Raw genomic sequence first — 19,958 nt, forward strand, 5'->3', positions numbered from 1 at the left:
CTACTCCCGCGGTGCGCGCGGGTCGGGACGCGATCGCATGCGTTCGCCGGACGCGCCATCCGACAGGTGTGGACGGGAGGCCCCGTTCGGACCGCCGGTTCGGTCCACACCGGCTGCCTGCTCCACGGGGTGTGGACCGGAGGGCGAGTGAGAACCGGCGGTTCCGTCCACACCCCGGGCCTCGGGGGTTGCGTGGGTGTGGAGATCTCGTGTGGCGTGGGGGCCATGCCCGTGCGTCGACGGGTCGTCGGGATGGTGGTGCGGCACGAGCGGCGCGCCGGCCTTCGATTCGAACCCCGGCACCTCCACCCGGTAGACGCAGGTGTCGCAGTCGCGCCGGACCTGCCCATCCCGGGCCTCGCGATACCGCTGCAGCACTCGGTCGGCCACGGCGTCGCACGATCCCAGGTGACCCGCGACGCGGACCTCGGTCGCTGGCCGGGAGGCCGCGAAGGCCCGTGCCTGCTCACCGATGCGGTCGACCAGGACGCCCGCGAAGAGGAAGTACGGCACGACCGCGACCCGGGTGTGGCCGAGGCGGTGGAGCCGGTCGAGGCCTTCGGGGACGCGCGGTGCGGTGAGGCTCACGTACGCGACCTCCACCTCCGACCAGCTGCGACCCTCCCACAGGAGCCGGCCGAGGCGCTGGGCCTCCGCGTTGCTCGCGGGGTCCGTCGCGCCCCGCCCGACCAGCAGGACGGCGGTCTCGCTCCGTTCGGGTTCCGGTACCACGTCGGCCAGCCGTTCGTGGGTCGCCGCGACGAGGTCGTGATCGATCCCGAGCCCCTGTCCGTACGTGAACGTCACCCCGCGATGGCGGGCACGGGCGGCGTTGACGACCGCGGGGACGTCGGTCTTGGAGTGCCCGGCGTCGAAGAGCACCAGCGGCACGACCACGATGGAGCGGCGGCCGGCCGCGACCAGCTCGTCGATGGAGGCGGCGATCGGCGGCGGGCTCAGCTCGATGAACCCGTGCGCGACCGCCAGTTCCGGCGCGCGGGCCCGCACCCGGTCGACCAGCGCCGCGCATTCGGCCACCCCGGCCGGCGAGCGCGTGCCGTGGGCAGCGATGAGCAGTGCCGGATCCTGGGCCCTCGGGCCGCTCGAGCCGCCGTCTGGGTGCAGGCCGTTCGGTCGGGCATCAGGGGACATGGGGGACCTCCACGAGGTCGGCGAGCGCGTTGCAGGCGGCCGCCGCGACCGCGGAGCCGCCCTTGGGGCCGTGGTTCGAACAGCTCGGCAGCCCGCTGGCCCGCAACGCGGCCTTCGATTCGGCGGCGTCGACGAAGCCGACGGGCAACCCGATGACCAGTGACGGCGCGAGGCCGTCCTCGCGACACGCGTCGATGACGGCGAACAGCGCGGTCGGCGCGCACCCGACGACCACCACCGCTCCCGCCCCGGCGCTCGTCAGCGCGCGGCGCATGCCGCCCGCGGTGCGGGTCGAGCCCTCGGGCGCGGTGGGCGGGGCCTCGTCGATCGCGACGATCGGATCGAGCCGCGCGCGCAGGCCGGCGGCCACCATCCGCACGTCGACGACGAGCGACGCGCCGCTGGCCAGCGCGTCGCGCCCAGCACGCAGCGCGGCCTCGTCGGTGACGAGATCCTCGACGTACGAGGGGTCGGCACTGGCGTGCACGACGCGTTCGACGACGGCCCGCGTCGCCGGCGCCAGGTGGGTGAGGTCGAGCCACTCGCGCATCCGCCGGTAGGACTCGGTCTCTATCGGGTGGACCGTCCGGCCCGCGGGGCTCCGGGCAGGACCGTCGTCGGCCCGGGCAGGACCGTCGCCGGCGGCGACGTCGTCACGATCCCCCTGCGGCTCGTAGCCGCGTGGGGTCACGAACCGTCCCCCGACGACGACGCTCCGGCTCGAGCCGATCACCACGACGGTGCGCATGTCGACCGTCGCGGGGTCGAGCTCGCCGAGGGTGGTGAGGCGGACCTCCTCGGGCTCGCGGAACACGTCGCGCACGATCCCCACGGGCGTGTCCGGGGACCGGTGCGCGAGCAGCAGCCGGCGGGCCTCGGGTAGCTGCCAGTCGCGATCGCGGCTGCGGGGGTTGTAGAGCGCGAGGGTGAGGTCGCCCCAGGCGGCGGCCTCCAGCCGACGCGCGATCGTCTCCCAGGGCGTCATCAGGTCCGAGAGGCTGATGGCGCAGTGATCGTGGCCGAGCGGCGCCCCGAGCCGGGCGGCCGCCGCGTTGGCGGAGGTGATGCCCGGCACCACGTCGACCTCGAGGTCGGTCGCCGAGGCGAGCCGCTCCAGCGTCGGCGAGGCCATAGCGTACACTCCGACGTCGCCCCCGGACAGCAGAACCACCACCCGACCCTCCAAGGCGGAGGCGATGGCCCGGTCGGCACGGCCGACCTCGTCGCCGATCGGCGTCGCGTCGATGACGCAGCCCGGGCGGAGCCACCCGCGGACGCGCTCGATGTACTGATCGAGCCCCACGACGACCTCCGCGCCCGCGAGCGCATCCCGGGCCATCTGAGGCACCAGGGCCGGATCGCCCGGCCCGGTGGAGACCAGCCGCAGATGCCCCCGCGCCGGTCGACGCGCGACCGCGACGGTGGCCATGGCCGCGCCGGCCTCCGGTGCGGAGCGGCGCTTCTCGACGACGAGCGTGCCCTGCGCGGAGGCCAGCGCCGCGGCCTCCGCGACGCTCGCGGTGCCGACCGCCCGAGCGGCCTCCTCCGAGGGGTTGGGCACCGGGACGCGGGCGAGTGCCCCCGCGGGGTGCAGCTCGAGCGGCCATCCGCGCGCCTCGGCGACAGCCCGCAGGGCGGGCTCGTCGGCCTTCGCCTCGACCGTGGCCAGCGACGCGACGCTCGCCGAGGACAGCCCCGCGTCGGCGAGCGCGCCGTCGATGGCTGCGGCCACCTCGGCCGTGGTGGCCCCGCGACTCGCGCCGACGCCGACGATCAGCGAGGGGGGGCGCACCACGACCGCCGGGCGTGGCACGGCGATCCGTCGGTCGGTGACGGCGATGAGCGGCGGGTCCCCTTCCTCGAGGCTGGGGACGTCGGTGACCGGTCCGGGCAGCGGGCCGGTCGGCCACGGTTGCTCGCGCCACCGGGCCACCCGCGTGCCCGCGAGCAGTGCGGCGGTGACCTCCGCGACGTCGGCCACGTCCGGGTCGAGCCGTCCCCCGCACGCCGTGCCGAGCCCGTCGAGGCTCGCCCGCCCGAGCGTGTCGGTGGCCGTCGTCACCACCGGCTGCGCGCCGAGCGCGTCGGCGACCCGGTCGGCGAGCGCGTTGCCGCCGCGGTGGGCGCCGGCGAGCACGACCGCGTGGCGGGCCGCGTCGTCGACGACGACGACCGCCGGATCGGTGTGCTTGTCGTCGAGCAGCGGCGCGATCACTCGCACGGCGGCGCCGACGGCGCCGCAGACGACGAGCCCGTCGCCGTGCCGCCACGCCTGCTCGATCCGGTCGCCGAGCCGTCCTGCGAACACGTGCGCGTCCGGCAGCGCCGCCGCGAGGTGGCCCGCGTGCCGTGCGCCGTGGTCCGTGGCCGCGAGGATCGCGACCCTCATGGCCGGACCTCCGATGCGCCCGCTGGCCGGACCTCCTGGGCGCCCGCGGAGGGGACGACGCCCCGCACCAGCACCACCGGATTCTGCGCGGAGAGACGGCGGGCCTCTCCCAGCGGCGCCAGACGCGCGGACTGCAGCTGCGTGCCGTCGACGGTGTAGCCCGCCGCGGTGAGCGCCTCCCCCGCCGGTGCGACGCGCTCGAGCGCGGCCACCGCCGTCACGATCACCCGGGGCCCTCGCGCCGCGCAAGCGCCCACGACCTCGGCGATCTCACGGCCTCCCCCGCCGACGAAGACCGCATCCGGGTCGGGCAGGTCGGCGAGCGCTCCCGGGGCCGCGCCCTCCCGCGCGTCGACGGGCACCCCGTGGGCCGCCGCGTTCGCGCGCGCCCGGGCCACCTGTCCCGGGTCGCGGTCGAGCGCCACCGCTGCAGCGCCGAGGCGCGCGCACTCGACCGCCACGGCCCCCGAGCCCGCGCCGACGTCCCACACGAGGTCGCCCAGGCCGGGACCCAGCCATGCGAGCGCCAGGGCACGCACCTCCGCTTTGGTGATCATCCCGTCGCGGTGATCGAACGCCTCCTCGGGCAGCGCCCAGGCGGTGGGGGTTTCCCGCTCGGGGGTCGCCCACGACCGTGTGCGACCCGCGCCGGTCTCCGGCGACTCGTCGGTGAGCACGACGACGTTCGGCTCGTGCCACGCGCCGGCGTCGAGCCAGGCGGCGGGCCAGGCCGGTCCGGGGGAGGCCGGTCCGGGGGAGGCCGGGGTGCGCGCGGTGTGCACCCGGGCGTCGGTGCTGCCGAGCCGCTCGCCGACGACGGCGCGTCGGGGCCGCGCGTCGAGGCCGCCGAGCAGCTCGGCGGGACCGAACGCGGGTCCGGTGAGCACCACGGCCTTGGCCAGCCGCCGGCAGGCGTGCAGCACCGGTCGCGGGTCGCGGCCGTGCGCGGACAGGACGACCGCGTCGTCCCACGGCTCCCCCGCCGCCGCGCACACCGCCTGCACCGAGGAGAGCGCGGGCTCGACGGTGATCGCGTCCGGTTCGGGCCACCGCGTGCGCACCGCACGCAGCACGCCGAAGAAGCCCGGATCGCCCGAGGCCAGCACGACGGTCGGCCCGGGCCGGTCGCCCGCGACGTCGAGGCCAGCGAGGTCCCCGCCGATCGGGAGCTGCTCGGTCCCGGTGGGCACGAGCGGCGCGATCGCTGCGCGCTGGCGGTCGCTGCCGACCACGACGGCCGCCCGCTCCAGCGCGGCGCGAGCACCCGCGGACAGACCCGCGACAGGGTCGTCGTGGGCGCACGAGAGGCCGATCACCGTGCACGATTCGGTCGCAGTGCTCACGCTGCGCCTCCCCGCACGGGGGTGTCCCAGCCGGCGCTCGCGGCGACGAGCCCGAACGAGTCGAAGTCCACGAGCGCGACATGGGCCACCAGGGCACCGTCGACGAACCGGGCGAGGTTGTCGGCCACCCGGTCGCACAGCCGCGTCCCGACCGCACCGACGAGCCCCGCATCCGTCCACAGTTCGTAGGCGTGGCGGCCGGTGTTCGCCTCCTCGACCGCGGCGACGGTCTCCGCGGGTCCGCCCGCCTCGGCGGTGAGGCACGCGAGGATCGCCGGGTCGACCTTGGAGCGGGTCCAGTGGGTCATCATCACGCCGGCCGCGAGCTTGGCGAGCTTGCCGGCCATCCCGACGAACCGCACGGTCTCGAGGCCGTGCTCGACCGCCCGGCGGAGCGCCGCACCGGTGAAGTCGCCGACCTCTACGAACGCGGCTTCGGGCAGGTCCGGCAGCAGGCGCATCGCGGCGCGCTCGCTGCGCCCGCCGGTCGCGAGCACCACCTGCCGGCCGCCCTGGGTGGCGAGCACGTCGATCTGCTGCTCCACCGACGCGCGCCACGACGCGGTCGAGAACGGGCGCACCACCCCGGTCGTGCCGAGGATCGAGATCCCGCCGACGATACCGAGCCGCTTGTTCGTGGTCTTCTTGGCCATCTGCTCGCCGCCGGGCACCGAGATCACGCACCGCAGCGCCGCCGCGGGCAGGATCTCGCCGACGCTCCCGCCGATCATCCTGCGCGGCACGGCGTTGATCGCCGGACCCCCGACCTCGAGGCCGAGCCCCGGCTTGGTGACCGTGCCGACGCCCTCGCCGGCCGCGAACGCGAGCGAGGGCTCGCGGACCGCGTCGGTGCGGGCCGCGTCAGGGGCGACCGCGTCAGGGGCGACCGTGTCAGGGGAGCGTTCGAGCCGCACGGTGACGTGTGCTCCGTCGGTCACGTCCGGATCGTCGCCCGCGTCCTTCACGACCACGGCCTCCGCCCATCCGGGCGGGTCGCGGTCGTCGCGCGCGGTCGAGGACACGGGCAGCGCGACGCGCAGGCGGCCCTCGAACGGCTCGGGGAGCGCCACGTCGACTTCGCGGGGAACGGCCCGGCCCGCGAGCTGCAGTGCCGCGGCCTTCGCCGCGACCGCCGCGCACGTGCCGGTCGTCCAGCCGGTGCGGCGTGCCTCCGGCCGGTCCTTGGCCGTGCGCGGCAGGTCCGGTTCTCGCAGTGGCGGGGCCGCTGCGCGTCCGGCGTCGCGATCCGTCGGCTCGCTCACCGCGCTCACCCGGTCCCCGAGCCGCCGGGATCCGTCGCCCGAACCGCGGGACCGAGACGGGAATGATGGCGGAAGCCGGGGTCGTAGAGGTGGCTGCGCGTCGCGCCGGGTGTCGCACCGATCGCGTCGCCGACGAGCACGAGCGTGTGGCGGACGTACCCGCCGGCCCGCAGCGTGGCCGCGAGCTCGTCGAGCCGACAGCGGTGCACGGCCTCGTCCGGCCACGTCACGCGGTACACCACGGCGCACGGCGTCTCCGGCGGGTAGCCGCCGGCGCGCAGCTCGGCCTCGAGCCGCTTGCTGCGCTTGGCCGAGAGGAAGAGCGCCATCGTGGTGCCGTGCGCCGCGAAGGCGCGGACGTCCTCGCCCTCGGGCATCGGTGTGGCCGTTGCCAGGCGGGTGAGGATCGTCGACTGCGCCACTTCCGGCACGGTCAGCTCGGCACCGAGGGCTGCCGCGGCGGCTCCCAGGGAGGAGACACCGGCGACCACCTCCCAGTCGAGGTCGCGGACGGCGACCTCGGCGAGCTGTTCCACGAGCGCTCCGTACAGGCTCGGATCGCCGGACGCCAGGCGTGCGACGTGCAGCCCCTCGGCTCGGGCGCGGTCGTAGACGTCGGCAAGTCCCTCCAGGGTCTGCGCCCGCGAGTCGAGGACCTCGGCATCGGGAGGCGCGTGGGTGGTGACCTCGGCGGGCACGAGGCTGCCGGGGTAGATGACCACGTCGGCCGCGGCGATGCGATCGCGGCCCCGGAGGGTGAGCAGGTCGGGCGCCCCCGGCCCCGCGCCCACGAAGGTCACCCGACCGCGAGGAGCGGCCTCGGGCGTGACGCCGTTACTGGCATGGGCGGGCGTCCTCACGAGGCACCTCCGGTTCGGGGGCAGGACGGGCCCGGCACGAGCACCGTCGAGAAGTAGGGCGCCGGCCCGTCGTCGGGGAGGTCGAGCCGTTGGTGCACGCCGCCGAGGTCTGAACCGACCACCGCGTCCCCCTCGCGACCGGCACGCCGGAGCGCGCGGCGCAGCGCCGGGAGGTGCCGGCCCGCCTTGTAGACGACCACGGGCCCGCCGTCCGCGAGCGCCTCCTCGAGCCTGGTCCAGTTGTCGGGCTCGCCCTCGGGCGGGCGCGCGAGCGGGATCCAGGTGAGCGATTCGTCGCCGACCGCCAGCACGGCGCCCGTCCGGGAGGCGAGATCCTGCGCGGCGGTGATGCCCGGCACACTCGAGATCTGCGCCCGGGGGCGCCGCGCGTGCACCTCCGCGGCCAGCGGCGTGAAGGTCGCGTAGAGGTGGGGATCCCCGAGCGTCGCGAACGTCACCGTGCGGCCAGCGTCCAAGTGTGCGACGACGATCGAGGCGCTCTCGTCGACCGCGGGGCCTCGCTCGCTCGCGTCGCCACCGAGCGCGAACGGGAGCCGCTCGACGCGCGCGGGCACGACGTGGGCGGCGACGACCTGCTCCGCCCGGCCCGGCCCGCCGTCGCGGCTCGCGGGGACGGTCACGACGTCGGCGCGCGCGAGGGTGCGCACCGCGCGAACGGTGAGCAACTCCGGGTCCCCCGGGCCCACACCGACGCCGACGAGCCATGAACCGCTCACGGCGCCACCCTCCGCCGGCCGCCCCTCGCGCGGGCTCCTCGCATCACCCGCGCGGCCACGGCCGGGGTCGCGGACCAGTGGGTGTGCAAGTAGCTCGCGTGCACCGAGCCGGCGACGAAGCCCTCCGGGCGGTCGTCGAGGTGCCACGCGGGCTGCGCGCCCACGCCGGGGGCGATGCGGGTCCGGTGGAACTCGTGGCCGCGGCTGCGCTCCCCGGCGTGCCACGCGACCGAGTCGGTGGCGGCCGTCGCCTCACGGTAGCCGAGCACGAGCTTCTCGGTCATGGCCGCCTCGGCCGGCAGCACGCCGCACATCTCCCGTCCGTCGAGGGCACGCGCGAGGTACAGCAGCCCGCCGCACTCCGCCAGGATCGGCGCATCCCGGGCCGCGAGGGCGGCGACCTCCGCCCGCAGGGTCGCGTTCGCCGACAGTTCGTCGGCGTAGGTCTCCGGGAAGCCGCCGCCGACCACCAGTGCGTCCGTGCCCTCGGGCAGGCGTGGATCGCGGACCGGGTCGACGTCGAGGACGTCGGCTCCCGCGGCGGCGAGCAACTCACGGTGCTCGGGGTAGGTGAACGTGAAGGCGGGGCCTCCCGCGACCGCGACCCGCGGCGCGGGCCCCGGGGCACGCTCGTGCGGGACCTCGCCGTCGACGGCCTCCGCGGGGTCCCACGCCGGATCGTGCACCGGCGGGGCGTCGGCCGCGATGCGTTCGACGCGCTCGAGGTCGAGCCGCTCGGCGAGCCGCTGGCCGAGGGAGCCGACCGCGCGGCGAGCGTCGGCGTCCCGCTCCGCGGCGGGCACGAGCCCGAGATGCTTCGAGGGCGCGGCGATCCGCTCGTCGACCGGCAGGGTCCCGAGCATGGGCACCCCCAAGGGATCGAGGGCCTCGGCGAGCAACTGGGCGTGGCGCTCGGAGCCCACCCGGTTGCAGACCACCCCGGCGACGCGCAGCGCGGGATCGAAGCTCACGAACCCGTGCACGATCGCCGCCACCGAGGTGCTGAGCGCGCCCGCGTCGACCACGAGCACGATCGGGGCGTCGAGCAGCCGCGCGACGTGGGCGGTGGAGGCCGGCGCGCCCGGCCCGGTGTCGCCCGCTTCGGGCAGCGGGCGCGCCGCTCCGTCGAACAACCCCATGACACCCTCGACGACCGCGATGTCGGCGTCGCGGGCACCGTGCGCGAAGAGCGGGGCGAGACGGTCCGCGCCGGACAGCACCGCGTCGAGGTTGCGGGCGGGGCGGCCGGTCGCGAGCCGGTGGTAGCTCGGGTCGATGAAGTCCGGACCCACCTTGAACGACGTGACCCTGCGTCCACGGTCGGCGAACGCGGCCATCAGCCCGGTCGCGACCGTGGTCTTGCCGACCCCCGAATGGGTGCCGGCGACCACCAACCGCGGGATCGTGAGGCTCATGACGCCACCACCCCCCCGCCTCGAGGGCCCGTGGCGCCTGCCAGCGCCCCGCGCGTCCGCAGGGACCCGCCCGCGAGTGCCGCGACGAGTTCGGCCACCGGCTCGGCCGGCAGCGCGGCGACGGCACGCTCGGTGGCCCGCGGGGCGGCCTCCCCTTCCCGGGACGTGCGGGCAGCGGGGTGCCAGGTCACAGCGGGCACCGGCGCCCGGGTGTGCGACCGGGTCGCGGGGTCGCAGCCGTGATCGGCGCACACGAGCAGCGAGCCGGCGCCACGCTCGCGCAACGCGGCGGCCACGGGCGCGACGATCGTGGCGTCGAAGGTCTCGACGGCAGCGACCTTCGCCGGTGGCTCGCCCGCGTGCGCGGCCTCGTCCGGTCGTCCGTCGTGGACCAGCAACATCGCGTCGGAGGGTGCCTCGCGGACGAGCGCGGCGATCTCCCCGGTGTCGAGGGCGGCGGTCGGGACCTGATGCACCGAGGCGCCCGCCAGCGCCGCGAGCCCCGCCGCCGCCGGGCTCCCGGCGACGACGTCGACCTCGCGTCCGAGCACCGCCGGCGCCGACCCGTGGGCTCCGCCGACACGACCCCAGGGCCAGACGCGCGCGTCGACCCCCGAACGGCGCAGCGCGCAGGCCGCGGCCTCCGCTGCCTCCGCGAGCGGACCGCCGACCAGGTTCTCGAGCGGCTCACCGGTCTGGTGAGGGCCGGGCGGCCCGTCACCCCAGGCCGCCGGTCCCACGAGCAGCAGCCGGTGCCCTCCGAGCGCGCGGACCCGCGCGCCCCTGGCGGCCAGTGCGCGGCCGATCGCCGCGACCGCGTCGGCAGGGGGCGCCTCGGGGGGATCGAGGTCGAGCCGCCAGGCGGCCTCCCCCGCCTCGAGCGGCTCACCGCAAGCGGCAGCCTCGAGACGGCCGCGCGCCGCGGGCTCGTCGACCGTGAGCCCCAGGAGCCCGGCGAGCCCGACCTCGGTACCGGCGGGCAATCCCTCGGGGATCGTCGTGACCCGCCGCGGCCGGCCTGACGCGACGAGGTCGTCGAGCGCGGGGGTGGCGGCGAGCTCGAGCGTCGTGGGCCGCCCGTCGCGGTCCGCCGCACCGAGGTCGTCGGGCGCGCCGTCGGGCACCGCGACGACGAGCGGACCGGCGGGGGCCGGCGCGTGGCCAGCGTCCGCGGTGTGGTCGTTCGGCCTCACCACTCGATGCCCTTCTGGCCCTTGTGGCCGTCGTCGAACGGATGCTTCACCTTGTGGACCTCGCTCACGAGGTCGGCGAGGTCGACGAGTTGCTGCGGCGCGTCCCGCCCGGTGACGAGCACGTGCTGGAAGCCGGGGCGATTCGCGATCGTGTCGACCACCTCGTCGGTGTCGACCCAGCCGAACGTCATCGGGTACGTGAACTCGTCGAGGACGATGAGGCGATAGGTGGCGTCCTCGATCCGGCGCTTGGCCTCCGCCCAGCCCTCCCGGGCGAGGTCGGCGGAGTGCTCCAGGTCGCGGGACAGCCACGTCCATCCGTCGCCCCCCTTGAACCAGCTGATGCGACCGCCGTCCTCGGACGCGTCGAGTGCGGCGGCGGCACGCTGCTCGCCGGTCGGCCACTTCGCCGACTTCACGAACTGGTAGACGCCGACGTGCCATCCCTGCGCCCATCCGCGCTGGATGACCCCGAACGATGACGTCGACTTGCCCTTGCCGTTCCCGGTGTTGACGAGCACGAGCGGTCGGTCACGCTTGCGCAGGGTGATCTCGTCGGCGCCGGACAGCGCCGTCTTCTCCGTCGGCTCGGTCGTCATCTCGGAGCCCTCCTGTGGGTGGTGGACCGGTCGGTGGTGCGGCCCGTCGCGGTCCGCACCACCCCCGCGAGCGCGCCGCTCGCGAGCTCGTCGAGGCGGATGCAGGGCGCGCCGAGCACTGCCGCCAGGGGGGCGGCGAGCCGCAGCCGCAGACGACCCTGCTCGGTGTCGACCACGACGCCGGGCACGCCCTGGGCCGCGAGGCCGGCGGCGGCGTCTCGGGCCGCGGCGACCGGGTCACCGTCCTCGCGCGCCGACGTCGCGCGCCCGTCGGTGAGCAGCACGAGCAGCGGCCGGCGGCGCGGCTCCCGGCGCCGGGCGACGGCGATCACGTCGGCGGCGCGCTCGAGACCGCTCGCCAGCGGGGTGCGGCCGCCGGTGGGCAGGTCCTCGAGCCTCGCCGCGGCCCGCTCGACCGAGGTCGTCGGGGGGAGCGCGACCTCGGCGTCGTCACCGCGGAACACGACGACGCCTACGGTGTCGCGCCGCTGGTAGGCGTCGGCGAGCAGGCTGAGGGCCGCCCCCTTCACCGCCGTCATCCGGCGCCGGGCGGCCATCGAGCCGCTCGCGTCGACCACGAACAGGACGAGGTTGCCCTCGCGGCCCTCGCGGACCTTCTCGCGCAGGTCGCCCGGCCGCAGGGCGACGGCCGCACCGCGGCCACGCTGTTGCGTGGGGGCCTCGACGCGTTCGGCGGCCGCACGGGCAGCGAGCCGGGGGGCCGCCGCACGGAGGCTGGCCGGCAGGTCCACGTCCCGCACGGGGCGGGCGGGGTCGACGGGCCGCCGAGCCCCGGTGTGACGACCGTGTTCGGAAGGGGCCGGGCTCCGCCGTCCTTCCACTGCGGGCCCACCGCCGAGACGGCCGCCGCCCGCGGCCTCGAGCCGTACCGGCTGGAATCGCTCACCGGCCGGCAGCACCCGGGTGGCGGCCTCGCCCCCCGCCGTACCCGCTGCCCCTGCCGTATCCGCCTCCCCCGCCTGGCCCGCAGTACCCGCCTCCTCCCGACCCGCCGAACGGTTACCCGCGGATGCGCGGCTTTCCGTACCAGCCTCCGGCTCGCCCGCGCGGTCACCGCCCGCGCCGTCGGCCTCCCCCGGACCCGCCGAACGGTTACCCGCGGATGCGCGGCTCTCCGTACCAGCCTCCGGCTCGCCCGCGCGGTCACCGCCCGCGTCGCCGGCCTCCCCCGGACCCGCCGAACGGTTACCCGCGGATGCGCGGCTCTCCGTACCACCCTCCGGCTCGCCCGGGCCGCCCGTGCGCTCGTCGCTCGCCTCCGCCTCGGCTTCCGCGTGCTCGCGCAACGCCTCGTCGAGGGTGTCGTCGTCGAGGCCCGGCTCCTCGAAGGGGCCTCGGCGCCGTCGGTGCGGCAGGGCGAGGCGCGCCGCGGCGCGCACGTCGGCGACCGCGACCTCCTCCCTGCCGGCCCAGGCGGCGTGGGCGACCGCGGCGCGAGCGGTCACGACGTCGGCGCGCAACCCGTCGACCTCGACCGCGGTGCAGGCGGCCACGACCGCCTCGAGTGCACGGTCGCCCAGACGCACATGGGCCAGCCGATCGCGCGCGGCCGCCAGCGCGACCGCGAGCGCGGCCTCCTCCTCCTGCCACGCGGCCGCGAAGCCCTCCGGATCGGCCTCGTGCGCGAGCCGCCGGCGGACCACCTCGGCGCGTTCGGCCGGCTCGCGGCTCGCGCGCACATCTACCGACAGGCCGAACCGGTCGAGCAGCTGCGGGCGCAGCTCGCCCTCCTCGGGGTTCATCGACCCGATGAGCTGGAACCGGGCAGCGTGGCGGACGCTGACGCCCTCGCGCTCGACGGTGCACACCCCGCTGGCGGAGGCATCGAGCAGCGCGTCGACGAGGTGGTCGCCGAGGAGGTTGACCTCGTCGACGTAGAGCACGCCCCGGTGCGCGCTCGCGAGCAGCCCCGGCTCGAACCGTCGCGCGCCCTCGGCGAGGGCGCGTTCGAGGTCGATGGAGCCGACGAGTCGATCCTCGCTCGCCCCCACGGGCAGCTCCACGAGCCGCGCCGGACGCTGCCGCGCGCCGACGTCGGCCGCGTGCGGGCCGTCCGGGCAGTCGGCGTCGGGGCGCTGCGGGTCGCAGGCGAAGCGGCAGCCGTCGACCACGGGGACGTCGGGCAGCAGGGTGGCCAGCCCGCGGGCCGCGGTCGACTTCGCGGTGCCCTTCTCACCGCGGACCAGCACGCCGCCCACCCCCGGGTCCACGGCGGAGAGCGCCAGCGCGAGGCGCAGGTCGTCCGCGCCGACGATCGCGGTGAACGGGTACGGTGCGGTCATCGGGCATCCCCCTCGCCGGCGGTGCGGTCCTCGAGTTCGGCTTCCATCGCCAGCGCCACGTCCCGGAGGCCGGCGAGCGTGTCCGGGTCCGGTGCGGACCAGAGCCCGCGGTCGGCCGCCTCGAGCAGCCGCTCGGTGATCGCGCGGCGGGCCCACGGGTTCGACTCGCGCGTGAACTCGGCGACCTGCTCGTCGAAGACGTAGGCCTCGGCCAACCGCTCGTACATCCAGTCGTCCACGACCCCGCTGGTCGCGTCGTAGCCGAAGAGGTAGTCGACGGTCGCGGCCATCTCGAACGCGCCCTTGTAGCCGTGGCGGCGCATCCCCTCGATCCACTTCGGGTTCACCACCCGCGACCGGAACACGCGCGCGGTCTCCTCGGCGAGGTCGCGGGTCGCCACGCGGGCGGGATCCGAGGAGTCCCCGACGTAGGCGCGCGGGCTCGCGCCCGTCAGCGCGCGGACCGTGGCGACCATCCCGCCGTGATACTGGAAGTAGTCGTCGGCGTCGTAGAGGTCGTGCTCGCGCGTGTCGGTGTTCTTGACCGCGACCTCGAGGCGCGAGAACACGCGCTCCATGTCCGACCGCGCCGGCTCGCCGTCCAGGCCCCGGCCGTACGCGTAACCGCCCCAGGTCGCGTAGACCTCGGCGAGATCGGCGTCGGTCGACCAGTTGCCCGCGTCGACCAGGGGCAACAGCCCCGCGCCGTAGGCACCCGGCTTCGACCCGAACACTCGCGCGGTCGCGCGGCGGCGCGGAACCCCGGCGAGCTCGTCGGCGGCGACGCGCGCGGCGATCGGGTTCTGCTCGGGCGGCTCGTCGGTCGCGTCGGCGGCGAGCTGCACCGCGTCGTCGACGAGCTCCACCAGGTGGGGGAAGGCATCGCGGAAGAACCCGCTGATCCGTGCGGTCACGTCGACGCGGGGCCGGCCGAGCTCGGCCGGGCCGATCAGCTCCAGCCCGGTCACGCGCCGCGACTCGCGGTTCCACACCGGCCGCACGCCGAGCAGCGCGAGGATCTCGGCGAGGTCGTCGCCGTGGGTGCGCATCGCCGCGGTCCCCCACACGATCAGCCCGACGGCGGTGGGGTACTCGCCGGTCTCGTCGAGGTGGCGGCGGACGAGGTCGTCAGCCAGGCGCTGGCCGACCTGCCAGGACAGCTCGCTCGGCAACGCCTTCGGATCGACGCCGTAGAAGTTCTTGCCGGTGGGCAGCACGTCGAGGCGCCCGCGGGTGGGCGCGCCGGAGGGTCCGGACGGCACGAAGCGCCCGTCGAGCGCGCTGACACAGCGGGCGAGCTCGCGGTCGGTCGCGGCGAGCCGCGGGACGACCTGGTCCCCGGCGAGGCGGAGCACGGCCTCGACCTCCTCCCGAGCGTCGCCCGTCGGCAGGGGCAGCACCGCGTCGAGCACCGAGCCGGCCTCACGCGTGTCCCAGTCCCGGGCTGCGAGCCCGTCGAGCAGGTCGCGGGCGACGTCCTCCAGCCGGTCGACGAGATCGCCGGCCGTGCGGACCGGCTCACCCCGCTCGGCGAGCGCGGGCGGCGGGTCGACGGGCTGACCCGGGGCGTCGAGCAGTTTGGCCTCGTCGAGGCCGAGCGCGGCGGCGAGCGCCTGACGCAGACCCGGCAGCCCGGCCTGGGGCAGCCGCAGGATCGCGAGGGCGAGGTCGCGTCGCGTGTCCCCCTCGGGCGCGGCGCCGAGCACGTGCAGCCCGCCGCGGATCTGGGTGTCCTTGAGCTCGCAGAGGTAACCGTCGACCTCGACGAGCAAGTCCTCGAACGAGCCCGGCTCGATGGACTCGGCGTCCGCGGCCTCGTCCGGCACGAGGTGGGGCGCGCGGTGCCGCAGGTCCGCGTCGAGCTGGATCGCGCGCATCACCTGCCACATCTCGCCGCGCAGGGCCGGCGCCTTCGCCGGATCCATCGCCTTCACGTGCTCGTACTCGTCGAGCAGCTGCTCGAGGCGGGTGAGCTCGTCGTAGGTGTCCGCGCGCGTCATCGGCGGGACGAGGTGATCGACGATGGTCGCGTGCGCTCGGCGTTTGGCCTGCGTGCCTTCGCCGGGGTCGTCGACGACGAACGGGTAGACGAGCGGCAGGTCGCCGAGCGCCGCGTCCGGCGCGCACGACGCCGACAGACCGAGGCTCTTGCCGGGCAGCCACTCGAGCGTGCCGTGCTTGCCGAGGTGCACGACCGCGTCCGCGCCCCAGTCCGCGTCGAGCCAGCGGTAGAAGCCGAGGTAGTGGTGCGTCGGCGGCAGATCCGGGTCGTGGTAGATGGCCACCGGGTCCTCGCCGAACCCGCGGGGCGGCTGGATCGCGAGCAGGACGTTGCCGAAGGCCAGCCCGGCGAAGCAGAGCGTCCCCTCGTGGGCGTGGATCTCGCCGGGCGCGTCGCCCCACTGCGCGGTCACGGCCGCGACGAGGTCGTCGGGCAACCCCCCGAGCAGTTCGGTGTAGCGGTCACGGCCCAGGCGGTAGGGGATGCGCGCGAGCTGCTCCTCGGTGAGGAACTCCTCGTCGAACCCGCCTGCGGCGATCAGCGCGTGCACGAGCGCGTCGCCGCGGGGGTCGGCGAGCTCGACCTCGTCCTCCGCGGCCCGCCCCGCGTCGGGGGGCGGGGTCGAGGCCGCGTCGGGCGGCGGGGTCGAGGCGGGCTCGGGCGCCCAGTGGCCGGTGCCCCAATCGCCGGTGTCGTAGCCCGCCGCGGTCAGCGCGTCGAGCAGCCGTGCGGCGCTGGCGGGCGTGTCGAGCCCCACGCCGTTGCCGATGCGGCTGTGCCGGGTCGGGTAGTTCGACAGCACGACCGCGACGCGCTTGTCGGCGTTCGCGGCGTGCCGCAGCCGTGCCAGTCGCGTCGCGATCCCCGCGACCCGCCCGCAGCGCTCGCTGTCGGGCACGTAGCGCGGCACGCCTTCGCTGCCGAGCTCCTTGAAGGAGGCGGGCACGGTCACCAGCCGCCCGTCGAACTCGGGCACCGCGACCTGCATGGCGGTGTCCATCGGCGAGACGCCCTGGTCGCTCGCCTCCCACGCGGCCCGGGACGAGGTCAGGCACAGGGCCTGCACGATCGGCACGTCGAGTTCGGCGAGCGCGCCGGCGTCCCAGGCGTCCTCGCTCAGGGCACCCCCGCCGGCGTCGAGGTCGGCCGCACCACGGCCGCCGCTGGCGAGCACGGTCACGACGAGCGCGTCGACCCGCCCGGCGACCAGGTCGAGCGCCGGGACCCGCCGGTCGCCGTGCCCGTCCGCGCGGGGCCTGAGCGTCGCGGTGACCACGGGGAGCGCGTTGGCGCCGGCGGCCTCGAGCCGTGCGCAGAGCTCGGCGACGAACTCGGTGTTCCCGCTCATCCAGTGGGTGCGGTAGAAGACGATCCCCACGGTCGGACGCGCGGGGTCGAGGCGCGCGTCGGCCTCGCCCGCGTCGATCAGGTCACCGTCGGGACCGGCCGCGCGGTGGTCCCAGATGCCGTCCTCGGGCAAGGGCTCGGGGGGCGCGTGGCCCAGGCCGTGGCCGAGCAGCCGGTCGGCGATATAGCGCACCAGCTGCGCGGTGTTCGCGACCCCGCCCTCGGTGAGGTAGCGGAACACCTCCGCGGTCACCTCGGGCGGAGCGGTCGACAGCGCGGTGAGCTCCGCGTCGGCCTCCGCCTCGCCGCTGACGGCCACGAGCGGCACGTCCGACTCGCGGCACCCCGCGGCGAGCCGGTCCAGCCCGTCGGGCCAGGCGCGACGTCCGCCGAGCAGCCGGACGACGACGACGTCGGGTGCCTGCGCGAGCAGCGCATCGACGTCGCCGGCGCCGGGCAGATCGCGCACCGGGTTGCGCGCGGACAGCGTCGGTGCCTCCGGGGGGAGCAGGTCCGCGGCCCGTGCGGCAGCGAGCAGCTCGGTGTCGGCCGTGGTGAGCAGGGTGATCACGCGGACACCTCGTGGGAGGAGTTGTGGGGGGAGTCGGTGGTGGGGACGGCCGGAGCGGGGGGGACCACCGGCAGGTCGGCCGGTGCGCCGTGGACGACCAGGGCGCGCAAGGCGGCGGTGTCGGCGTGGTCGGCCACGAGGTCGCCGAGCCGGTCGAGGTGGCGCTCCCGGACCGCCTCGAAGGACACCTCGCCAGGAACGAACGCCCGACCGCGACGGTCGGCGACCCAGCCGAGCAGCCGGCGGCGGAGCGCGTCGTGCTCCAGCAGTCCGTGCCAGCTCGTGCCGAGCACCGCCCCGGCGACGCAGCCCTCGACCTCCCCGTCGTCGCTCACGAGCCACGGGTCGCCGTCCGAGGAGACGCGGCCGTGGCGGATCTCGTAACCCCCCGCGGGGACGCCGCCGAACAGCGGGCTCGTGCCCACTCGCCACGTCGTGTGCTTCTCGGCCCAGAAGCGCGTGTCGATCGGGAGGAGGCCGAGCCCCTCCACGCGACCGGCCGCCGACTCGACGTCGTCGATGATGGCGCGCCCGAGCATCTGGTAGCCGCCGCAGAGGCCGAGCACGGGGGCGCCCCGCCGGGCGCGCTCGACCACCGCCCGGGCGAGGCCGCGCTCCCGACAGAACGCGAGGTCGTCCACGGTCGCCTTCGAACCGGGGATGACCGCCAGGTCGGCGTTCGCGAGCTCGTCGGCCCGGGTGGTGAAGCGCACGTCGACGCCGGGCTCGCACGCGAGCGGATCGAGGTCGGTGAAGTTGCTCATCCGTGGCAGCCGCGCGACCGCCACGTCGAGGCCCTCGTCGCCGACCGGTGGCTGCGCGAGGACCTCGCGCGCCTCGAGGGTGAGGGAGTCCTCGACGTCGAGCCAGGCGCCCTCGAGCCACGGCAGGGTGCCCAGCACGCGGCGCCCGGTGAGCGCCGCGAGCTGCTCGAGGCCGGGGGCGAGCACCTCCGGGTCCCCGCGGAACTTGTTCAGCAGGAACCCGGCGACCAGCCGCTGGTCGGCGGGCTCCAGCAGCGCGAGCGTGCCGTAGAGCGAGGCGAACGCGCCGCCGCGGTCGATGTCGCCGACGAGCACGACCGGCAGGTCCGCGGCGCGGGCGAGGCCGAGGTTCGCGAGGTCCGCGTGGCGGAGGTTGATCTCGGCGGGGCTGCCCGCGCCCTCGCACACGACGACGTCGTAGCGTGCGCGCAGGTCCGCGAGTGACTCGGCCACCACCCCGGCCAGGCGCGTCTTTCGTTGCTGGTAGTCCTGCGCGCCGGCGATCCCGTCGGGGCGTCCCAGGACGACGACCTGGCTCGTGCGCTCCCCGGTGGGCTTCAGCAGGACCGGGTTCATCGCCGCCTCGGTGGGCGCGCCGGCGGCGGCGGCCTGCAGCGCCTGGGCGCGACCGATCTCTGCACCATCGGCGGCGACGGCGGAGTTCAGGGCCATGTTCTGCGCCTTGAACGGCGCCACACGGAGCCCGCAGCGTGCCAGCCAGCGGCAGATTCCCGCGGTGACGAGGGACTTGCCCGCGTCCGAGGAGGTGCCGGTGACCAGGAGCCCCCCGCTCACGGGCCACCTCCGTGCCGGGCACGGTCACGAGCCGCGAGCACGACCCCGGTCAGCACCGCGATCACCAGGCCCGCCGCCCGCGAGAGCGCCACGGCCCGGCGCACGTCCTCCGCGCCCGGGGCGCGGCCGTCGCCGAGCGGTCCTCGTTGCTGGACCCGGGCCACTCCGGGGTAGCGCACCTCGCCGCCCAGCCGGACGTCGAGCGCACCGGCCATCGCGGCTTCGCAGGGGCCCGCGTTGGGACTGGGGTGGCGCGCCGCGTCGCGCCGCACGACGCGAGCGGCGACCGCCGGCGAGCCCCCGAAGAGCGGGGCGATCGCGATGAACGCGCTCGTCGTCATCCGGGCGGGCAGCCACCCCAGCGCGTCGTCCAGCCGAGCGGCGGGCTGCCCGAACCGCTGGTAGCGGGCCGAGCGGTGCCCGACCATCGCGTCGAGCGTGTTCGCCGCCCGGTGCGCCACCACGCCGGCGGGCCCGCCGATCGCAGCCCACACGAGCGGTCCGGCGACCGCGTCCGCCGTGTTCTCCGCGACCGACTCCGCGGCGGCGGCGGCGAGGCCTGCCGCGTCGAGCGGTGCCGGGTCGCGCCCGCAGAGGGCGGGCAGGCGCGCACGCGCGGAGGCGAGGTCCCCGGCGGCCAGCGCGTCACCGACCGCGCGCCCCTCCTCCTCGAGCGACCGGGCCCCGAGCGCGATCGCGAGCGCCGCGGCGAGCCACGTCAGCGACGCGGCTGCCGCCCGGCGCTCCAGCCAGCGTCCGACCAGATGACTCGCCGCGGCCGGGGCCCCGACGAGCAACACGACGTGGAGCGCACCCGCCGAACGCGCATCGCGCCACAGGCGGTGCTCCACCGCCGTCGCGACGGCACCGAACGCCGCGACGGGGTGTGCCCGCCGGGGATCGCCCACGACGCGATCGGCGAGGAGGCCGACCGCGAGCCCCAGCACCGGGCCCGCGCCGGACGTGGGTCCGAGCGGGGACGCCCCGAGGGCGCGCGACGGGGCGTCGGGACAGCCGCGACGGCTCGCGCCGTCCCCGAGCCCGCGCGCGAGCTGCGCGCGCGACATGACCGCCCTCAGCGGCGGAACACGTCGCGCACGTGCCACCCCTGGTGAACCCAGCCGGGCGGGAACCCCGACGTCGATGGGTGCGGGGTGGGAGACGCCGTGACCGTCTGCATGGAGACCTCCGTGGGGATGTCCTCGTCCCCGGTCGGGATCGGGGCG

At 76.4% G+C, this 19,958-nt stretch carries 13 protein-coding genes; all 13 read right to left on the reverse strand.

The genetic code is table 11. The features are described from left to right. The 13 genes from ER308_RS09765 to cbiB are packed head-to-tail and all read right to left on the reverse strand — an operon-like array spanning position 1 to position 19,799. Positions 1–1,152 (reverse strand): sirohydrochlorin chelatase, encoded by a 1,152-nt coding sequence (locus tag ER308_RS09765; RefSeq protein ID WP_131154812.1) that lies wholly within the window; start codon positions 1,150–1,152, stop codon positions 1–3. After that, positions 1,142–3,541, reverse strand: a complete 2,400-nt coding sequence (gene cobJ, locus ER308_RS09770; protein ID WP_131154813.1) for a precorrin-3B C(17)-methyltransferase — start codon at positions 3,539–3,541, stop codon at positions 1,142–1,144. Before cobJ ends, ER308_RS09765 begins: the two co-directional genes overlap by 11 nt. Next, a complete protein-coding gene (gene cbiE, locus ER308_RS09775) occupies positions 3,538–4,884 on the reverse strand; it encodes a precorrin-6y C5,15-methyltransferase (decarboxylating) subunit CbiE (protein ID WP_165491964.1) in 1,347 nt (448 codons plus the stop codon). Before cbiE ends, cobJ begins: the two co-directional genes overlap by 4 nt. Further along, positions 4,881–6,146 carry a cobalt-precorrin-5B (C(1))-methyltransferase gene (locus ER308_RS09780; protein ID WP_131154814.1) on the reverse strand — a complete coding sequence of 422 codons (1,266 nt, stop codon included), beginning with the start codon at positions 6,144–6,146 and terminating at the stop codon, positions 4,881–4,883. Before ER308_RS09780 ends, cbiE begins: the two co-directional genes overlap by 4 nt. Before the next feature lie 5 nt (positions 6,147–6,151). Further along, the gene (gene cobM / locus ER308_RS09785) at positions 6,152–6,946 is read right to left on the reverse strand and encodes a precorrin-4 C(11)-methyltransferase (protein WP_205745990.1); all 795 of its coding nucleotides are present in this window, start codon (positions 6,944–6,946) and stop codon (positions 6,152–6,154) included. A 56-nt stretch (positions 6,947–7,002) separates the two neighbouring features. After that, positions 7,003–7,743 (reverse strand): precorrin-2 C(20)-methyltransferase, encoded by a 741-nt coding sequence (gene cobI, locus ER308_RS09790; protein ID WP_131154816.1) that lies wholly within the window; start codon positions 7,741–7,743, stop codon positions 7,003–7,005. Next, a complete protein-coding gene (locus ER308_RS09795) occupies positions 7,740–9,158 on the reverse strand; it encodes a cobyrinic acid a,c-diamide synthase CobB (protein ID WP_131154817.1) in 1,419 nt (472 codons plus the stop codon). The genes cobI and ER308_RS09795 overlap by 4 nt, the downstream gene beginning before the upstream one ends. After that, positions 9,155–10,351, reverse strand: coding sequence for an alkaline phosphatase family protein (locus tag ER308_RS09800; protein WP_165491965.1), 1,197 nt, complete (start codon positions 10,349–10,351; stop codon positions 9,155–9,157). Before ER308_RS09800 ends, ER308_RS09795 begins: the two co-directional genes overlap by 4 nt. Next, positions 10,348–10,950 carry a cob(I)yrinic acid a,c-diamide adenosyltransferase gene (cobO, locus tag ER308_RS09805; RefSeq protein ID WP_131154819.1) on the reverse strand — a complete coding sequence of 201 codons (603 nt, stop codon included), beginning with the start codon at positions 10,948–10,950 and terminating at the stop codon, positions 10,348–10,350. The genes ER308_RS09800 and cobO overlap by 4 nt, the downstream gene beginning before the upstream one ends. Continuing rightward, entirely contained in the window at positions 10,947–13,253 is a 2,307-nt protein-coding gene (locus ER308_RS09810) for a VWA domain-containing protein (RefSeq protein ID WP_131154820.1), read from the reverse strand. The genes cobO and ER308_RS09810 overlap by 4 nt, the downstream gene beginning before the upstream one ends. Beyond that, the gene (cobN, locus tag ER308_RS09815; protein ID WP_205745991.1) at positions 13,250–17,173 is read right to left on the reverse strand and encodes a cobaltochelatase subunit CobN; all 3,924 of its coding nucleotides are present in this window, start codon (positions 17,171–17,173) and stop codon (positions 13,250–13,252) included. The genes ER308_RS09810 and cobN overlap by 4 nt, the downstream gene beginning before the upstream one ends. Continuing rightward, on the reverse strand, positions 17,170–18,732 hold the full coding sequence (locus ER308_RS09820) for a cobyric acid synthase (RefSeq protein WP_131154821.1): 1,563 nt from the start codon (positions 18,730–18,732) through the stop codon (positions 17,170–17,172). The genes cobN and ER308_RS09820 overlap by 4 nt, the downstream gene beginning before the upstream one ends. Further along, positions 18,729–19,799 carry an adenosylcobinamide-phosphate synthase CbiB gene (cbiB, locus tag ER308_RS09825; RefSeq protein WP_131154822.1) on the reverse strand — a complete coding sequence of 357 codons (1,071 nt, stop codon included), beginning with the start codon at positions 19,797–19,799 and terminating at the stop codon, positions 18,729–18,731. The genes ER308_RS09820 and cbiB overlap by 4 nt, the downstream gene beginning before the upstream one ends. Positions 19,800–19,958: the final 159 nt, after the last annotated feature.

This window comes from Egibacter rhizosphaerae, from assembly GCF_004322855.1.
GTDB classification, from domain to species: Bacteria; Actinomycetota; Nitriliruptoria; order Euzebyales; family Egibacteraceae; genus Egibacter; species Egibacter rhizosphaerae.

Bases quoted from the DNA above. Each gene is read 5' to 3' on its own strand.
- cbiB (WP_131154822.1), bottom strand. From the start codon at position 19,799: ATGTCGCGCGCGCAGCTCGCGCGCGGGCTCGGGGACGGCGCGAGCCGT.
- cobJ (WP_131154813.1), bottom strand. From the start codon at position 3,541: ATGAGGGTCGCGATCCTCGCGGCCACGGACCACGGCGCACGGCACGCG.
- ER308_RS09765 (WP_131154812.1), bottom strand. From the start codon at position 1,152: ATGTCCCCTGATGCCCGACCGAACGGCCTGCACCCAGACGGCGGCTCG.
- ER308_RS09795 (WP_131154817.1), bottom strand. From the start codon at position 9,158: ATGAGCCTCACGATCCCGCGGTTGGTGGTCGCCGGCACCCATTCGGGG.
- cobO (WP_131154819.1), bottom strand. From the start codon at position 10,950: ATGACGACCGAGCCGACGGAGAAGACGGCGCTGTCCGGCGCCGACGAG.
- ER308_RS09810 (WP_131154820.1), bottom strand. From the start codon at position 13,253: ATGACCGCACCGTACCCGTTCACCGCGATCGTCGGCGCGGACGACCTG.